The following is a 14,096-nucleotide window of genomic DNA, read 5'->3' as shown; positions in this document are numbered from 1 at the left end:
GTGCCGATAGCGCTAGTGCAATATGCCCGGGCTGCTATCAAAATAGTAGTTTTATATCCTGTGGCCTCAGTCCATGGCGAGCGGCAGCGTCGCCGCAATGGCCTGGGCCTGCATGCGCAGGGCGTCCAGCATGGGCGCCACCTCAGGCAGGGGTGGGCGGTACAGCGGCAGCAGCGCCGTCACGCTGAACGGGATGGAAAACGCCAGGCGCCGCAGCACCAGCCGCTCGCTGGCCGCAGCCAAGGCGGTAACGGGGTTGACGATGGCAATGCCCAGGCCCTGCTCGACCATGGCGCACACTGCGGCGGCGCTGTGGGTTTCCACGCGCAGCGTGCGCTCCACACCCGCTTCTCCAAACCGGGCGTCGATCAGCCGTCGATAAGGGTCGTCGGCCGACAGGCTCACAAAAAACTCGCCGGCAAAGTCGGCCAGGTTCAGCACCGGCTGGTGCGCCAGTGCGTGGCCTGCGGGCAGTACGGCCACCTCGTCCAGCGTCAGCAGCACTTCGGCGCGCGTGCCGGGTGGGGCGGTGGTCTGCTCGCACAGGCCCAGGTCAAACCGCTGGGCACTCATCCATTCTTCGAGCAGGGGCGATTCCTGTGGCGTGACGGATAAGCTGGTTGTGGAGTGTGCCTCGGGGTGCGACTGCATCAGCCGCGCCGCCGCACCCGGCAGCAGCGCGTGGGCCAGCGCGGGCAGACACAGCACCGACAACTGCACCGCACCTGACCGGCCCAGGGCCACGGCCCGGTCCACCACGCGCTCCAGCCCCTGCCAGGACCGCTGTACCTCGTCCCACAGCGCCAGCGCCCTCGCGTTGGGACGCAGGCGGCCTTGTACGCGCTCGAACAGGTCGTAACCCAGCAGCGATTCGAGCCGCGCGAGTTCGCGGCTCACAGTCGGTTGCGAGCTGTGCAGCAGGTTGGCCGCGCCGGTGGCGCTGCCTGCGGTCATCACCGCACGGAAGACCTCGATGTGGCGGTGGGTGATGCGGTGGGTGGTGCGGTGATTCAGTGGGGGCTCGGTCGTGCCAGTCATGCACAGAGCATATCCATATTGAATGGATGGCGTAAATCAAAGCATTCGACTGAATACGCGGATAGCGGCATCATCCGCGCATCGTTCACGCTTTGTGTCCTTGGAGCCTCCCCATGTCCAACCCTTTTTCCCCCGCCCAGCTCTGGGCACTGGCCGACCAGTTTGGCACCCCGCTGTGGGTGTATGACGCGGCCACCATCCGCCAGCGCATCGCGCAGGTGTCCAACTTCGAGACCATCCGCTTTGCGCAAAAGGCCTGCTCCAACATCCACATCCTGAAGCTCATGCGCGAGCAGGGCGTGAAGGTGGATGCCGTCTCGCGCGGCGAGATCCTGCGCGCGCTGGCGGCGGGCTATGTGGCGGGTGGTGAACCGTCGGAGATCGTCTTTACCGCCGACCTGTTCGACGCCGCCACGCTCGATTGCGTGGTGGAGCATGGCGTGCCCGTCAACGCGGGTTCCATCGACATGCTGCACCAGCTGGGCGCGCGCTCGCCGGGCCATGCGGTGTGGCTGCGCATCAACCCCGGCTTTGGCCACGGCCACAGCAACAAGACCAACACGGGCGGCGAGCACAGCAAGCACGGCATCTGGCACACCGACCTGCCTGCGGCGCTGGCGGCGATTGCGCAGCACGGCCTGAAGCTGGTGGGCCTGCACATGCACATCGGTTCGGGCGTGGACTACAGCCACTTGCAGGAAGTGTGCGGCGCCATGGTCAATCTGGTGCGCACGGCGCATGCGGCGGGGCATGACCTGCACGCCATCTCGGCCGGTGGTGGCCTGTCCATTCCCTATCGCAGCGGTGACCCGGTGGTGGACACGCAGCATTACCACGGCCTGTGGGACGCCGCGCGCCAGCAGGCCGAGGCCATCGTGGGTCACAAGCTCGGCCTGGAGATCGAGCCCGGCCGCTTCCTGGTGGCCGAATCGGGCGTGCTGCTGGGCCAGGTGCGCGCCACCAAGAACGCGGGCAATAACCACTTTGTACTGGTCGATACCGGCTTCAACGAACTCATGCGCCCGTCCATGTACGGCAGCTACCACGCCATGAGCGTGCTGCGCCGCGACGGCTCCACGGCGGCCGAGCAGCCCACGGTGGTGGCAGGCCCACTGTGCGAGTCGGGCGACGTGTTCACCCAGGGCGACGGCGGCGTGGTGCTGCCGCGCGACCTGCCCGCCGCCCAGGTGGGTGACCTGCTGGTGATCCACGATACGGGCGCGTACGGCGCCAGCATGTCCTCCAACTACAACACGCGGCCCTTGATTGCCGAGGTGCTGGTGGACGGCGGCCAGGCCCGCCTGATCCGCCGCCGCCAGACGGTGGACGAGCTGCTGGCGCTGGAGCTGGGGCTGTAAACCAGGCCGCAGCGCTGGCCTCCTACGCTGAGGGGGGGATCTGCCACAGGTCCAGGTAGGTGAGGGCCTACGGGTTTGGGGTGCAAAGCCGGACAAGGGCCGGCGGGGGTGAGAAATACAGTGAAACCACCTGACCTTCTCACCCTTTCAAGGAGTTCCCCATGCCTCTCATTGCCTGGCTACTTGGCGTCCCACTGTCGGTTGTGCTGCTGCTGATGTTGTTTGGGGTGTTCTGAACCCACACCTCGGCGCGCTGCATCAGCGCCGCAAAAAAGGCCCCTGCGGAATTCCACAGGGGCCTTTTGTTTTGATGGTACGCGATGTGCTTACATCAGCTCGGATGCGGGCCCGCGCCCCATGAGGGTGACGACCGCGTCGGCTGGGGTGAGCTGGCCATCCAGCAGCGCCACCACCGCGCGGGTGATGGGCATGTCCACCCCGAGCGCTGCCGCCCGCTGCGCCACGGTGCGCGCGCTGTAAACGCCCTCGGCCACATGGCCCAGCGACTCGACGGCCTGCGGCAGGGTTTTGCCCTCGGCCAGCAGCATCCCCACGCGCCGGTTGCGCGACAGGTCGCCCGTGGCGGTCAGCACCAAGTCGCCCAGGCCCGACAGGCCCATGAAGGTATCGGGCCGCGCGCCCAGCGCCAGGCCCAGCCGCGTCATCTCGGCCAGGCCGCGCGTGATGAGTGCGGCGCGGGCGTTCAGCCCCAGCGCCAGTCCATCGCACAGGCCGGTGGCAATGGCCAGCACGTTCTTCACCGCGCCACCCACCTCCACGCCCACGATGTCTTCGTTGGCATACACGCGCACGCTGGGGCTGTGGAAGGCGCTGACCAGCGCATCGCGCACCTGCGCATGGGGGCTGGCAGCCACCAGGGCGGTGGGCTGGCCCAGCGCCACTTCTTGCGCAAAGCTGGGGCCGCTGAATACGCCTGCCATCAGCCCAGGAGCTACCAGGGCCTGTACTTCGTGCGCCAGCAGCCCAAAAGACGCCGATTCGGCACCCGCAGGCACAGCCTCAAAGCCTTTGCACAACCAGGCCACGGGCGCGGCGCAGCCGTGCAGGGCCTGCAGCATGCCGCGCAAAGCCGCCATGGGTGTGGCCACGATGACGAGGTCGGCCTCGGTCCACAGCGCAGCAAAGTCGCCATGGGCCAGCGTGAGGGAGGGGGGGAGGGTGATGCCGGGCAGGTAACGCGCGTTCTGCCGCTGCGTCTGCATCTGGGCCGCCTGGGCGGCATCGCGCGCCCACAAGGTGACTGCATGGCCTGCGGGGTGCTGGGCGGCACTCATGGCCACCGCCGTCCCCCAGGCCCCAGCGCCCAATACTATGATTTTCATAGCTGTCTGCGCTTATTCATCCAGCACTACAGGCACAAATGCCTGTGAATGCTTACTGCGTGATGATGGGCGAAGCCTGGCCGGCGGCCTGGGCTTGCTGTTGCTCGTACATGCCCTGGAAGTTGATTTCAGCCAGGTGCACGGGCGGGAAGCCAGCGCGGTTGATCACGTCGGCCACGTTGCCACGCAGGTAGGGGTACACGATCTGGGGGCAGGCGATGCCCATGATGGGGCCCATCTGGTCTTCGGGCACGTTGCGGATTTCGAAGATGCCGGCTTGCTTGGCCTCGACCAGGAACACGGTCTTGTCCTTGATCTTGGTCTGCACGGTGGCCGTGACGGCCACTTCAAAGATGCCTTCGGCCACGGGGGTGGCTTCCACGCCCAGCTGGATGTCCACGCTGGGCTGCTCTTGTTCGAGCAGGATGGCGGGGGAGTTGGGCTGCTCCAGCGACAGGTCCTTCAGGTAGACGCGCTGGATCTGGAACACGGGGTTTTCTTGGTCGGCCATGGTGAAGTCTCTTTGCTCTTACGAAATTGCTAGCAAAACAAAACCCGCCGGGGAGCAGCTCCCGCAGCGGGCACATGGGGCTGCATTATGCAGCGCCCGAAGAGGAGGTCAGGCGCCCAGCAGCGGCATCAGCTCGCCACGGCTGTCCAGCGCCACCAGATCGTCGTGGCCACCCACATGGGTGTCGCCGATGTAGATCTGGGGCACCGTGCGGCGGCCGGTGATCTCCATCATGTGGCTGCGCGCGGCGGGGTCGGTGTCGATGCGGATCTCCTCGATCTGCTCCACGCCCTTGGACTTCAGGATCTGCTTGGCCCGGATGCAATAGGGGCAGACGGCGGTGGTGTACATCTTCACGGGTTGCATGGCGAACCTTCCTCTTTCTTCCTGTGGGACTGAAAAACCAGTCGCAAGACTAGCGCTGACCGAATAACTGGGGGCGGATCAGGCTTTTTCCACAGGCAGGCTGGCCTCGCGCCAGGCCTTGAGGCCGCCGGCCAGGGATTGGGCGTTTTCATAGCCCAGCTTCTTGGCAATGGCGACGGCGCGGTTGGAGCGGGCACCGCTGGCGCAGACCAGCACCACGGGCAGGGCCTTGTTTTTGACCACGGTGGGCAGGCGCTCCTCGAGCTGGGAGAGGGGCACGTTCTTGGCGCCGTTCACGTGGCCAGCGGCAAATTCCTCGGCCTCGCACACGTCGATGACCACCGCTTTTTCGCGGTTGATGAGCTGAACGGCGAGCGCTGGCGTCAGCGAGCCGCCACTGGCGTTCTTGAGGACCGGCCACAGCAACATGCTGCCCGAAGCCAGTGCAACGAGGAACAGATACCAGTTATCAATAATGAATTTCACGAAGCTTCCTTGGGTTGGCGAACAGCGTAATTCTAGAATGCTGGGTTTTGGCCCGCATTTTTTGACCTGCCTTTCCTGGGGAAACCATGTACAAGCTCGTTCTGATCCGCCACGGCGAATCCACCTGGAACCTTGAAAACCGCTTCACCGGCTGGACCGATGTGGACCTCACGCCCACTGGCGTTTCCCAGGCCATGTCGGCCGGCAAGCTGCTCAAGGCCGAGGGCTACGAGTTCGACCTGGCGTTCACCAGCGTGCTCAAGCGTGCCATCCACACCCTGTGGTACACGCTGGACGAAATGGACTGCACCTGGCTGCCGGTGGTCAAGGACTGGCGCCTGAACGAGCGCCACTATGGTGCCCTGCAGGGCCTGAACAAGGCCGACATGGCCAAGCAGTACGGCGACGAGCAGGTGCTGGTGTGGCGCCGCAGCTATGACACGCCCCCGCCAGCGCTGGAAGCCACCGACCCCCGCAGCGAACGCGGCGACCGCCGCTACGCCGGTGTGGCGGCCGAGAACGTGCCCCTGACCGAGTGCCTGAAAGACACCGTGGCCCGCGTGCTGCCGTTCTGGAACGAGGCCATGGCGCCCGCCATCCGGTCGGGCAAGCGGGTGGTGGTGGCTGCGCACGGCAACTCCATCCGCGCGCTGGTGAAGTACCTGGACAACATCTCCGAGACTGACATCGTGGGCCTGAACATTCCCAACGGGATTCCACTGGTATATGAGCTTGATGCCGACCTCAAGCCCATCCGTCACTACTATTTGGGCGATGCCGAAGCGGCGGCTAAGGCCGCAGCCGCCGTGGCGTCGCAGGGCAAAGCGTAAATTGCAGGTAAAGAGCGGGGAAAACCCCGCTTATCCCTGCCAAAGTGAGCATCCAAGCGGAACTGCGGCGGGTTTGGCCCTTCCAAGGTGTATATTGGTTTTGAAGCGGTAAAAGGTGTTGTATGGGCCAGAAACTCAAGATTGCGGGATGGGTGTCGGTAGGCGTGGTGGCGGGTGCGCTCACCACGGTGTCACTGCAAACGGTGGCGCGCGGTGCCATGACCCCGCTGCCGCTCGAAGAAATCCAGCAGCTGTCTGCCGTGTTCGGTCTGGTCAAGACCGATTACGTCGAGCCGGTGGACGACAAGAAGCTCATCACCGACGCCATCTCCGGCATGGTCTCCAGTCTGGATCCGCATTCCCAGTATTTCGACAAGAAGTCCTTCAAGGAATTTCGTGAAGGCACCTCGGGCCGCTTCGTGGGCGTGGGCATCGAGATCACGCAGGAAGACGGCCTGATCAAGATCGTGTCGCCCATCGAGGGCTCTCCCGCCTTCCGTGCCGGCCTCAAGACCAACGACCTGATCACCAAGATCGACGAAACCGCCGTCAAGGGCCTGGCGCTCAACGACGCCGTCAAGCGCATGCGTGGCGAGCCCAGCACCAAGGTCACGCTCACCATCTTCCGCAAGGACGAGAACCGCACCTTCCCCGTCACCATCACGCGCGAAGAGATCAAGACCCAGTCCGTCAAAGGCAAGGTGATCGAGCCCGGCTACGCGTGGATCCGCCTGTCCCAGTTCCAGGAGCGCACGGTGGACGACTTTGTGCGCAAGGTGGAAGAGGTCTACAAGCAGGAACCCAACCTCAAGGGCCTGGTGCTCGATCTGCGCAACGACCCGGGCGGCTTGCTGGATGCGGCCGTGGCGATCTCTGCGGCCTTCCTGCCCGAGAACGTGACGGTGGTGACCACCAATGGCCAGCTGGCCGACAGCAAGGCCACCTACAAGGCCGCCCCTGACTACTACCAGCGCCGGGGAGGCGGTGATCCGCTCAAACGCCTGCCTGCATCCCTGAAGGCAGTGCCGCTGGTGGTGCTGGTGAACGAAGGCTCTGCCTCTGCCAGCGAGATCGTGGCGGGCGCGCTGCAGGACCACAAGCGTGCTACGGTCATGGGCAGCCAGACCTTCGGCAAGGGCTCGGTGCAGACCGTGCGGCCCTTGGGCCCTGACACCGGCATCAAGCTGACCACGGCCCGCTACTACACCCCCAGCGGCAAGTCGATCCAGGCCAAGGGCATCGTGCCCGACGTGATGATCGATGAGTCGGAAGAGGGCAACATCTTTGCCGCCCTGCGCATGCGCGAGGCCGACTTGGACAAGCACCTGAACAGTGGCCAGGGTGAAGAGAAGAAGGACGAAGCCCGTGAAAAGGCCCGCGAGGAAGCCCGCAAACGCATGGAAGACGAGGCCAAGAAGCCGGCTGCGGATCGCAAAGTGCCCGAGTTCGGTTCGGACAAGGACTTCCAGCTGGTGCAGGCACTCAACCAGCTCAAGGGCCGCCCGGTGCTGGTCAGCAAGACCCTGACAGAACGCAAGGAAGAAAAGAAAGAGAATTGAGCCCTTCGCGCTCCGACCCCAGGCTGGATTTCGCGAGGAATCCAGCCTTTTTCTTTTCGGCTTATTTCACCGCTGATTTTCTGGTTGCTACAGACCAGCCCTCCCATGACCGATGACCAGCTCCTGCGCTATTCCCGCCACATCCTGCTCGACGAGGTGGGCATTGAGGGGCAGGAGCGCGTGCTGGCGGCGCACGCCCTCATCATCGGTGCCGGGGGCCTGGGGTCGCCCGCCGCGCTGTACCTTGCGTCCGCCGGTGTGGGCCATATCACGCTGGTCGATGACGATGTGGTGGACCTGACCAACCTGCAGCGCCAGATCGCGCACACCACCGCAAGGGTGGGCAGCCCCAAGGTCACTTCGGCGGCTGAGGCCATGGCCGCCATCAATCCCGAAGTGCGCGTGACGGCGCTGAAAACCCGGGTGGATCCTGCAGCGCTGGACCAGCTGGTGCAGGACGCCACGGTGGTGCTCGACTGCAGCGACAACTACGCCACCCGCCAGGCTGTCAACGCCGCTTGCGTGCGCCATGCCAGGCCACTGGTGGCGGGCGCGGTGATCCAGTTTGATGGGCAGATCACGGTGGTGGACCCGCGCGATGCGCAGTCCCCGTGCTACGCCTGCATCTTTCCGCCCGATGCGGAGTTTGAAGAGGCACGCTGCTCCACGATGGGTGTGTTCGCCCCGCTGGTGGGGGTGGTGGGCGCCATGCAGGCGGCCGAGGCGCTCAAGCTGATGGCTGGGGTGGGGCAGTCGCTGGCCGGGCGGCTGCTGATGCTCGATGGTCGGGCCATGGAGTGGAGCACCCTGCGCGTGCAGCGCCATACCGACTGTGCGGTGTGTGTTGCGGGGTAGGATTTTTCCTACGTGGCCAGCGTGTGGCGGCTGGCAGAATCCGGCCCATGAAAGCCTTAAATTCAAGGCTAGGACAGCGGCCCCACACTGTCCGCACACTGGACCCCGCCCGTGAAACTGCGCACCTACATTGTTGAAGACAACGCGACCATCCGCGAGAACCTCATCGGAACTCTGGAGGAGCTGGCGTCTGTGGAAGCGGTGGGGGTGGCAGAAACCGAAGACGAGGGCACCCATTGGTTGTCCACGCATCCCGAGGAATGGGACCTGGCCATCGTTGATCTGTTCTTGCGCCAAGGCAGCGGCTTGGGCGTGCTGGCTGCCTGCCGCACGCGGCGCCCGGGGCAAAAAATGGTGGTGCTGAGCAATTACGCCACACCGGACGTGCGCATGCGCTGTGCGCAGCTGGGTGTGGATGCGGTGTTTGACAAATCCAACGAGATCGACGCGCTGGTGGATTACTGCGTGCAACACAGCAGTCCGTCCCACGGGATGGAGCCCGCCAGCGGTGGCGGTGCATCGGCCGCTTCATCGGGCGCTCCCCAGTGACTCCACCCGCCGCCGCTGCGGGCGCGTGCGGCAGTCGGGGCTCTTTATTTCCTTTTTCCGTTGTAGCGAGCGTTGCGGCCAGGCCTGCCCGGACCCGGCACCGCCGGGCGCAAGCAGGGCTCGCAATGTCAGTCGATCAGGCGGTTCTTGAGCGCGTAGTAGGTCAGGTCGCTGTTGGACGACAGGCTCATCTTTTCCATCAGGCGTGTACGGTAGGTGCTCACCGTCTTCACGCTCAACGACAGCGACTTGGCAATGTCACCCGCAGTCTCTCCCTTGGCCAGCTTGAGAAACACCTGAAACTCGCGCTCCGACAGCTGTTCGTGCGGCGGCGCGTCGTCCTTGCGGTTGAGTTGCTGCGCCAGCAGCTCGGCGACGGCGGGCGTCAGGTAGCGGCGGCCCAGCGCGATGGTACGGATGGCCTCCACGATCTCCGACGGCTCGCACTCCTTGTTCAGGTAGCCGCTCGCGCCCTGGCGGATCAGGTTGATCGCATAGTGTTCTTCGGGGTAGCCGCTCAGGATCAGGATGCCCATGTCGGGGGCTTTGGCGCGCAGCATGGCCAGGGCGTCGAGCCCGCTTTGGCCGGGCATCGACAGGTCCATCAGCAGCACATCGATTTCCTTGTTGCGCACCAGGTCGATGGCCTCGCGGCCGTTGGCGGCCTCACCTTCCACCCGCAGGTCCACATGCTCGGACAGGAACTGCTTGAGTCCGGAACGAACAATCGCATGGTCATCCACAATGCCGATCTTGATCATTGATGCTTCTTTCGAGGCGGCTGCCCAGGGACTGCCGGTGTGTGTTGAAGTCCAGATGCCCCGTCGTGCCACTGCACGGCACGGGGCGTCAAAACAGTAGTCGGTCATTATCCAGAATATGCGTATGAATCTCCAAGAAAACACCCGGCGCTGGTTACCAAAAGTCCGCCAGATGGCGTTGAGCCTGCCCATGGCGCTGCTGGCGGCCATGGTGCTGGTGGGCATCAATGAAACCGGGCATATGCGATCGCAGGATGCGGTGGAGCAATTGGCCCAGGGGCTCACCACCCGCGCGGATGTGAACAAGCTGCTGCAAAGCATGCTGGATGCAGAGACTGGCCAGCGCGGCTATCTGCTCACGGGCAACGAGACTTACCTGGAGCCCTACGACAAGGCTGTGGCGACCGTACAGACCAACCTTGATCGTCTGCGCACCCAGTTCATGGCTTCGCCTGACGACATGCAGGAGTTTGCCTTGCTGTCGCGGCAGATCTCGCGCAAGCTCGCTGAGATGGAGCTCAGCCTGCGTCTGCGCCGCCAGGGCAACGAAGACGCCTGGAAGTTCATCCTGAATACGGACGTGGGCAAGGAGCACATGGAGGCGATCCGGCAGCATGCCCAAGCGCTCATCGCCCGCAGCGACCAGCGCCTGCAGCATGGCCGCGAACAGATCGAGCAGTCGCTGATGCTGTCGCGCATCGGCATTGCCACGGTCACCGCCATTGGCCTGCTGGCGTTTTACATGTACCTGCGTCAGACCCAGGCGGTGCAGGCCGTCAACCTGCGCGAGCAGGAGGTGCTCGAGCGCGAGCGCGACCGCCTGGAGGGGCTGGTGCGCGACCGCACGGCCACGCTGTCTGAATTGGCCAACCACTTGCAGCAGGTGCGCGAAGAAGAGCGAGGCCATCTGGCCCGTGAGCTGCACGACGAACTGGGGGCTCTGTTGACGGCCGCCAAGCTCGATGTGGCGCGCCTCAAGTCCAAGATCGACGCCACTGCCCCCGATATTTCCGAACGGCTCAAGCACCTCACGGAAACACTCAACAGCGGCATTGCGCTCAAGCGCCGCATCATCGAAGACCTGCGCCCGTCGTCCCTGTCCAACCTGGGGCTCACGGCCGCGCTGGAGATCCTGACGCGTGAATACGCCGAGCGCGCGGGCATCGAGGTCGAGACCAGCCTGGAGCCCGTACAGCTGCCCGATGCAGTGCAGCTCACGGTGTACCGCATGGTGCAGGAGGCTCTGACCAACGTAGGCAAGTATGCCAAGGCCAGCAAGGTACTGGTATCGGTGCACGGCTACCCCACGCACGTGGCGGTGCATGTGCGCGACGATGGCGTAGGGTTTGACCCTGCCACCGTGCGACCCACCTCCCACGGGCTGGCGGGCATGCGCCACCGGGTCGAGGCCGCTGGCGGGCGTCTCACGCTCACCTCGCGACCCGGCAATGGCACGGTCTTGTCTGCCGTCTTGCCGTTGCCGCGTACGCCGTCCGAGCCGCGCCTCAGCGCCGCCGCGCACGACGCGTGAGGCGCACGCCGCCTCTTTCCCCACACTCTTCCCATCCTCTGCATTGCGGGGCGCTCCGCGTGCGGGCTGTTGCGGTGGCCAACGCCTGGTGTTCGTGCACCGTGGGGTGTTGCCTGCGGCGCTGGCCTAGTGCGCGCGACGGCGTTCTGGGCTGTGCATCGGCCCGTGCGTGTCGTCCTACAACGGGCCCACTGCGCCGCCGACACGGGGGCGCGCCAGACACCGGCATTCGGCGGCCTTTGCGGTGCCTACAGTAGCTCCAGGCGTTGAGGTTTTGGCGCCATCCGATCCGCCGGCAAGCCGGCCCCCCATAAGGAGAAGGAAATGTTGCACTACGCAGTTGTTTTTCTGGTGATCGCGCTGATTGCAGCCCTCTTCGGTTTTGGCGGCATTGCTGCTGGTGCCGTGGGCATTGCGAAGATTCTGTTCTTCGTGTTCGTGATCATGGCCGTGGTCACCTTTGTGCTGGGGCTGCTCAAGAAGGGGTGAGGCTGGCCGCACAGCCCGTCGTACCGCCTCTGGCCCCAAGCGAAGCGCATTCTCTTTACCCGTACCCCAAGGAGTTTCCCCATGAGCCTTCAGACCGCAACCGACAAAGTGACCCACGGCGTCCGTAACCTGACCGATGATGTGCTGCAAAGTGCCCAAGATGCCGTGCAGACCACCCGCGCCGCAGCCGACCAGTCGCTGGACAAAGCCGAAGCGGGCGTGCGCAATTTGCGCCGCCAAGCCGACCCTGCGATTGACGACCTGGCTGCGCGCGCCCAGGACCTGGCTGCCCGAAGCATCGACTACTGTGCAGAGACCAGCGCGCGGGCCCGCAAACAGATCCAGCAGGCCGCTGAAGTCACTGGCAAGTACGTGGCCGAGCAACCCGGCAAGTCGCTGGTGATTGCCGCCGCATCCGGCGCCTTGCTGGCGACGGTCGCGATGTGGATGTCCCGCCGACGCAATGCATACTGACGGCTCGCGCACCGGTTCGCACGCCGGTGCCTTGTCAGCAGTGCGGCATTTTGATGCCCTCCCAGCGCTGCCCCTTTTCCCACAGTCCGCCGGTCGCGGAGGGTGCAACAGACCGGTAGATTGAATCTGTCCCAGCACCCGCGTTCCCAAACCATTCTTGAACAAGGAAAACACCATGAAATACGCACGTGCCCTCGCCTTCGCCGCAGTTGCCGGCATCACCATCGTCACGGCCACCGGCTGCTCGGTCGCCCGCGAACAACAGACCGTTGGTTCCTACGTCGATGACGCAGGCATCACCACCGCCGTGAAGGCCAAGATGGCCGAAGACAAAACCGTGTCGGCCACGGCCATCAGCGTGGAAACGCTTAATGGCACGGTGCAGCTGTCGGGCTTCGCCAAGTCGCAAGCCGAAAAGAACCAGGCTGAAAACATTGCACGCAACACCAAGCATGTGCGCGAAGTGCGCAACAGCATTGTTGTGCGTCCCTGACCAGCGCGGGTTGATGCTGCGCTCCTGGGGTTGAGTGCCCCGGCGCAGCGGTCATCCCTCACGAAGCAGGCACCGGGCATGCCCTGGCGCCTGCTTTTTTATGGGGCCTCCACCCCCGCGTGTTGCGGTGGCAGTGGCCCACGCCATGTTCCAACCATTCTTCTGACCCACGGGGTATAAGCTCCACACCATGCGGGTATTCAATTGCGACCATTGCGGTCATCTGGTGTTTTTCGACAGCGTGCAGTGCCTGCATTGCGGCAGTGCGCTGGCGTTTTTGCCCGATGTGCTGACGATGGCCGCACTGACCCCTGCGCCGCAGGATGGTGCCGACCTGTGGCGCCGCAGGGGCAGGCAGGGCGGCGCCCATTCCAGCGGGCGCCTGTACCGCATGTGCCGAAACCACACGGACCACCAAGCCTGCAACTTTGCGATACCTGTCCACGATTTCACAGAGCTGTGTGTGTCGTGCCGCCAGACCCGTGTGATGCCCGACCTGTCCGAACCCGCGAACATGGGGCGCTGGATGCAGATCGAGGCTGCCAAGCGGCGGCTGTTCTACAGCCTGGCCCGCCTGGGCCTGGAACCCGCGCCCGGCGGTACGAGCCCGGTGTTTGAATTCTTGGCCGAGGTGCCGGGCGGTCCGCCCGTATTGACGGGCCACAACAACGGCACCATCACCCTCAACGTGGCCGAGGCAGACGACGACGAGCGTGCGCGCCGACGCATCGCGCTGGGTGAGCCTTACCGCACGCTGATCGGCCACTTGCGTCATGAGTCTGGCCACTTCTATTGGGATCAGCTCGTGCGCGACGGCGACCGGCTGGACGACTTCCGCCAGATGTTTGGGGATGAACGCCAGGACTACGCAGCGGCGCTGGAAGCGCACTATGCCAAAGGCAACGAGGGCAACGACTGGGCCGACCACCACGTGAGCGCCTACGCAGCCGCCCACCCGTGGGAAGACTGGGCCGAGACCTGGGCCCATTACCTGCACATGATCGACCTGCTGGAAACCTCGGCCAGCTATGCCACCGAGGTCACCATTCCCGGCATCTACGGCGCACAGCGCAGCAGCGCCATCGACCCTTTTGCCAGTCCGGCACCCGACTTTCAGTCCATGGTGCAGCACCTGGTGCCGCTGACGCTGCTGCTCAACAGCCTCACGCGCAGCCTGGGGCAGCCGGACGCCTACCCGTTTGCGCTGGCGGAGCAGGTATTGGCCAAGCTGCGCTTTGTGCACGACCTGGTGCGCGCGGCGGCGCATCGCCCGGTCGCTACGGTGGCTCCGATGCCGACTCCAGTTGCCGCGAAAGCGACTCCAGGCGCCCGTAAAAAGACGGCGAAGTAGCGGATCGGCGGGCTGCGCTGGCCCTGCATCGGGCAGTTTGCCACCGAGGAGTGTGCATGGCTTTTGATGGAGCGGGTCGCTGCCCGCCAGGGGTAGCCACGG

The 14,096-nt window shown here is 64.8% G+C and carries 16 protein-coding genes; 10 read left to right on the top strand and 6 right to left on the bottom strand.

Annotated elements, in window-relative coordinates:
* Positions 1 to 66: 66 nt before the first annotated feature.
* Complete coding sequence (locus ASD94_RS00400; protein ID WP_056637053.1) at positions 67 to 1,038, bottom strand: LysR family transcriptional regulator; 972 nt, start codon at positions 1,036 to 1,038, stop codon at positions 67 to 69.
* A 113-nt stretch (positions 1,039 to 1,151) separates the two neighbouring features.
* Between ASD94_RS00400 and lysA the strand changes: the two genes are divergently transcribed.
* Complete coding sequence (gene lysA, locus ASD94_RS00395; RefSeq protein WP_056637049.1) at positions 1,152 to 2,396, top strand: diaminopimelate decarboxylase; 1,245 nt, start codon at positions 1,152 to 1,154, stop codon at positions 2,394 to 2,396.
* 326 nt (positions 2,397 to 2,722) lie between these two features.
* Here the strand turns inward: lysA and ASD94_RS00390 are convergent, their stop codons facing one another.
* The 4 genes from ASD94_RS00390 to ASD94_RS00375 all read right to left on the bottom strand — a co-directional run bounded on the left by ASD94_RS00390 (position 2,723) and on the right by ASD94_RS00375 (position 5,102).
* On the bottom strand, positions 2,723 to 3,739 hold the full coding sequence (locus tag ASD94_RS00390; protein ID WP_056637046.1) for an NAD(P)H-dependent glycerol-3-phosphate dehydrogenase: 1,017 nt from the start codon (positions 3,737 to 3,739) through the stop codon (positions 2,723 to 2,725).
* Between the two features lie 52 nt (positions 3,740 to 3,791).
* Positions 3,792 to 4,250, bottom strand: a complete 459-nt coding sequence (gene secB / locus ASD94_RS00385) for a protein-export chaperone SecB (RefSeq protein WP_056637043.1) — start codon at positions 4,248 to 4,250, stop codon at positions 3,792 to 3,794.
* Between the two features lie 108 nt (positions 4,251 to 4,358).
* Positions 4,359 to 4,616, bottom strand: coding sequence for a glutaredoxin 3 (gene grxC / locus ASD94_RS00380; protein ID WP_015015481.1), 258 nt, complete (start codon positions 4,614 to 4,616; stop codon positions 4,359 to 4,361).
* Between the two features lie 78 nt (positions 4,617 to 4,694).
* Complete coding sequence (locus ASD94_RS00375; protein ID WP_056637041.1) at positions 4,695 to 5,102, bottom strand: rhodanese-like domain-containing protein; 408 nt, start codon at positions 5,100 to 5,102, stop codon at positions 4,695 to 4,697.
* Between the two features lie 86 nt (positions 5,103 to 5,188).
* On the opposite strand from ASD94_RS00375, the gene gpmA reads away from it, so the two are divergent.
* The 4 genes from gpmA (at position 5,189) to ASD94_RS00355 (ending at position 8,895) form a co-directional block, all read left to right on the top strand.
* Positions 5,189 to 5,932 (top strand): 2,3-diphosphoglycerate-dependent phosphoglycerate mutase, encoded by a 744-nt coding sequence (gpmA, locus tag ASD94_RS00370; RefSeq protein ID WP_015015479.1) that lies wholly within the window; start codon positions 5,189 to 5,191, stop codon positions 5,930 to 5,932.
* A 122-nt stretch (positions 5,933 to 6,054) separates the two neighbouring features.
* The gene (locus ASD94_RS00365; RefSeq protein WP_056637038.1) at positions 6,055 to 7,491 is read left to right on the top strand and encodes a S41 family peptidase; all 1,437 of its coding nucleotides are present in this window, start codon (positions 6,055 to 6,057) and stop codon (positions 7,489 to 7,491) included.
* Positions 7,492 to 7,596: 105 nt separating this feature from the next.
* Positions 7,597 to 8,346 carry a HesA/MoeB/ThiF family protein gene (locus tag ASD94_RS00360; protein WP_056637035.1) on the top strand — a complete coding sequence of 250 codons (750 nt, stop codon included), beginning with the start codon at positions 7,597 to 7,599 and terminating at the stop codon, positions 8,344 to 8,346.
* Positions 8,347 to 8,457: 111 nt separating this feature from the next.
* Complete coding sequence (locus tag ASD94_RS00355; RefSeq protein ID WP_056637033.1) at positions 8,458 to 8,895, top strand: response regulator; 438 nt, start codon at positions 8,458 to 8,460, stop codon at positions 8,893 to 8,895.
* Positions 8,896 to 9,023: 128 nt separating this feature from the next.
* Here ASD94_RS00355 and ASD94_RS00350 read toward each other — a convergent pair whose 3' ends face one another.
* Positions 9,024 to 9,656 carry a response regulator transcription factor gene (locus ASD94_RS00350; RefSeq protein WP_015015475.1) on the bottom strand — a complete coding sequence of 211 codons (633 nt, stop codon included), beginning with the start codon at positions 9,654 to 9,656 and terminating at the stop codon, positions 9,024 to 9,026.
* 124 nt (positions 9,657 to 9,780) lie between these two features.
* On the opposite strand from ASD94_RS00350, the gene ASD94_RS00345 reads away from it, so the two are divergent.
* The 5 genes from ASD94_RS00345 to ASD94_RS00330 all read left to right on the top strand — a co-directional run bounded on the left by ASD94_RS00345 (position 9,781) and on the right by ASD94_RS00330 (position 13,994).
* Entirely contained in the window at positions 9,781 to 11,187 is a 1,407-nt protein-coding gene (locus tag ASD94_RS00345; protein ID WP_056637030.1) for a CHASE3 domain-containing protein, read from the top strand.
* A 324-nt stretch (positions 11,188 to 11,511) separates the two neighbouring features.
* On the top strand, positions 11,512 to 11,676 hold the full coding sequence (locus ASD94_RS22950; protein WP_010463174.1) for a DUF1328 domain-containing protein: 165 nt from the start codon (positions 11,512 to 11,514) through the stop codon (positions 11,674 to 11,676).
* A gap of 81 nt (positions 11,677 to 11,757) precedes the next feature.
* On the top strand, positions 11,758 to 12,150 hold the full coding sequence (locus ASD94_RS00340; protein ID WP_056637027.1) for a hypothetical protein: 393 nt from the start codon (positions 11,758 to 11,760) through the stop codon (positions 12,148 to 12,150).
* Positions 12,151 to 12,325: 175 nt separating this feature from the next.
* A complete protein-coding gene (locus ASD94_RS00335; protein ID WP_056637624.1) occupies positions 12,326 to 12,643 on the top strand; it encodes a BON domain-containing protein in 318 nt (105 codons plus the stop codon).
* Positions 12,644 to 12,833: 190 nt separating this feature from the next.
* Positions 12,834 to 13,994 (top strand): putative zinc-binding metallopeptidase, encoded by a 1,161-nt coding sequence (locus ASD94_RS00330; protein ID WP_056637024.1) that lies wholly within the window; start codon positions 12,834 to 12,836, stop codon positions 13,992 to 13,994.
* The last annotated feature ends 102 nt before the right edge of the window (positions 13,995 to 14,096 follow it).

It is taken from the genome of Acidovorax sp. Root70 (genome assembly GCF_001428225.1).
GTDB lineage: Bacteria > Pseudomonadota > Gammaproteobacteria > Burkholderiales > Burkholderiaceae_C > Acidovorax.
The sequence above is the reverse complement of the archived record's forward strand: the minus strand, read 5'-3'. Positions and strand labels throughout refer to the sequence as shown.

Bases quoted from the DNA above. Each gene is read 5' to 3' on its own strand.
- grxC (WP_015015481.1), bottom strand. From the start codon at position 4,616: ATGCAACCCGTGAAGATGTACACCACCGCCGTCTGCCCCTATTGCATC.
- ASD94_RS00340 (WP_056637027.1), top strand. From the start codon at position 11,758: ATGAGCCTTCAGACCGCAACCGACAAAGTGACCCACGGCGTCCGTAAC.
- ASD94_RS00400 (WP_056637053.1), bottom strand. From the start codon at position 1,038: ATGACTGGCACGACCGAGCCCCCACTGAATCACCGCACCACCCACCGC.
- ASD94_RS22950 (WP_010463174.1), top strand. From the start codon at position 11,512: ATGTTGCACTACGCAGTTGTTTTTCTGGTGATCGCGCTGATTGCAGCC.
- ASD94_RS00365 (WP_056637038.1), top strand. From the start codon at position 6,055: ATGGGCCAGAAACTCAAGATTGCGGGATGGGTGTCGGTAGGCGTGGTG.
- ASD94_RS00345 (WP_056637030.1), top strand. From the start codon at position 9,781: ATGAATCTCCAAGAAAACACCCGGCGCTGGTTACCAAAAGTCCGCCAG.
- ASD94_RS00330 (WP_056637024.1), top strand. From the start codon at position 12,834: ATGCGGGTATTCAATTGCGACCATTGCGGTCATCTGGTGTTTTTCGAC.
- ASD94_RS00335 (WP_056637624.1), top strand. From the start codon at position 12,326: ATGAAATACGCACGTGCCCTCGCCTTCGCCGCAGTTGCCGGCATCACC.
- lysA (WP_056637049.1), top strand. From the start codon at position 1,152: ATGTCCAACCCTTTTTCCCCCGCCCAGCTCTGGGCACTGGCCGACCAG.
- ASD94_RS00360 (WP_056637035.1), top strand. From the start codon at position 7,597: ATGACCGATGACCAGCTCCTGCGCTATTCCCGCCACATCCTGCTCGAC.
- gpmA (WP_015015479.1), top strand. From the start codon at position 5,189: ATGTACAAGCTCGTTCTGATCCGCCACGGCGAATCCACCTGGAACCTT.
- ASD94_RS00350 (WP_015015475.1), bottom strand. From the start codon at position 9,656: ATGATCAAGATCGGCATTGTGGATGACCATGCGATTGTTCGTTCCGGA.
- secB (WP_056637043.1), bottom strand. From the start codon at position 4,250: ATGGCCGACCAAGAAAACCCCGTGTTCCAGATCCAGCGCGTCTACCTG.
- ASD94_RS00390 (WP_056637046.1), bottom strand. From the start codon at position 3,739: ATGAAAATCATAGTATTGGGCGCTGGGGCCTGGGGGACGGCGGTGGCC.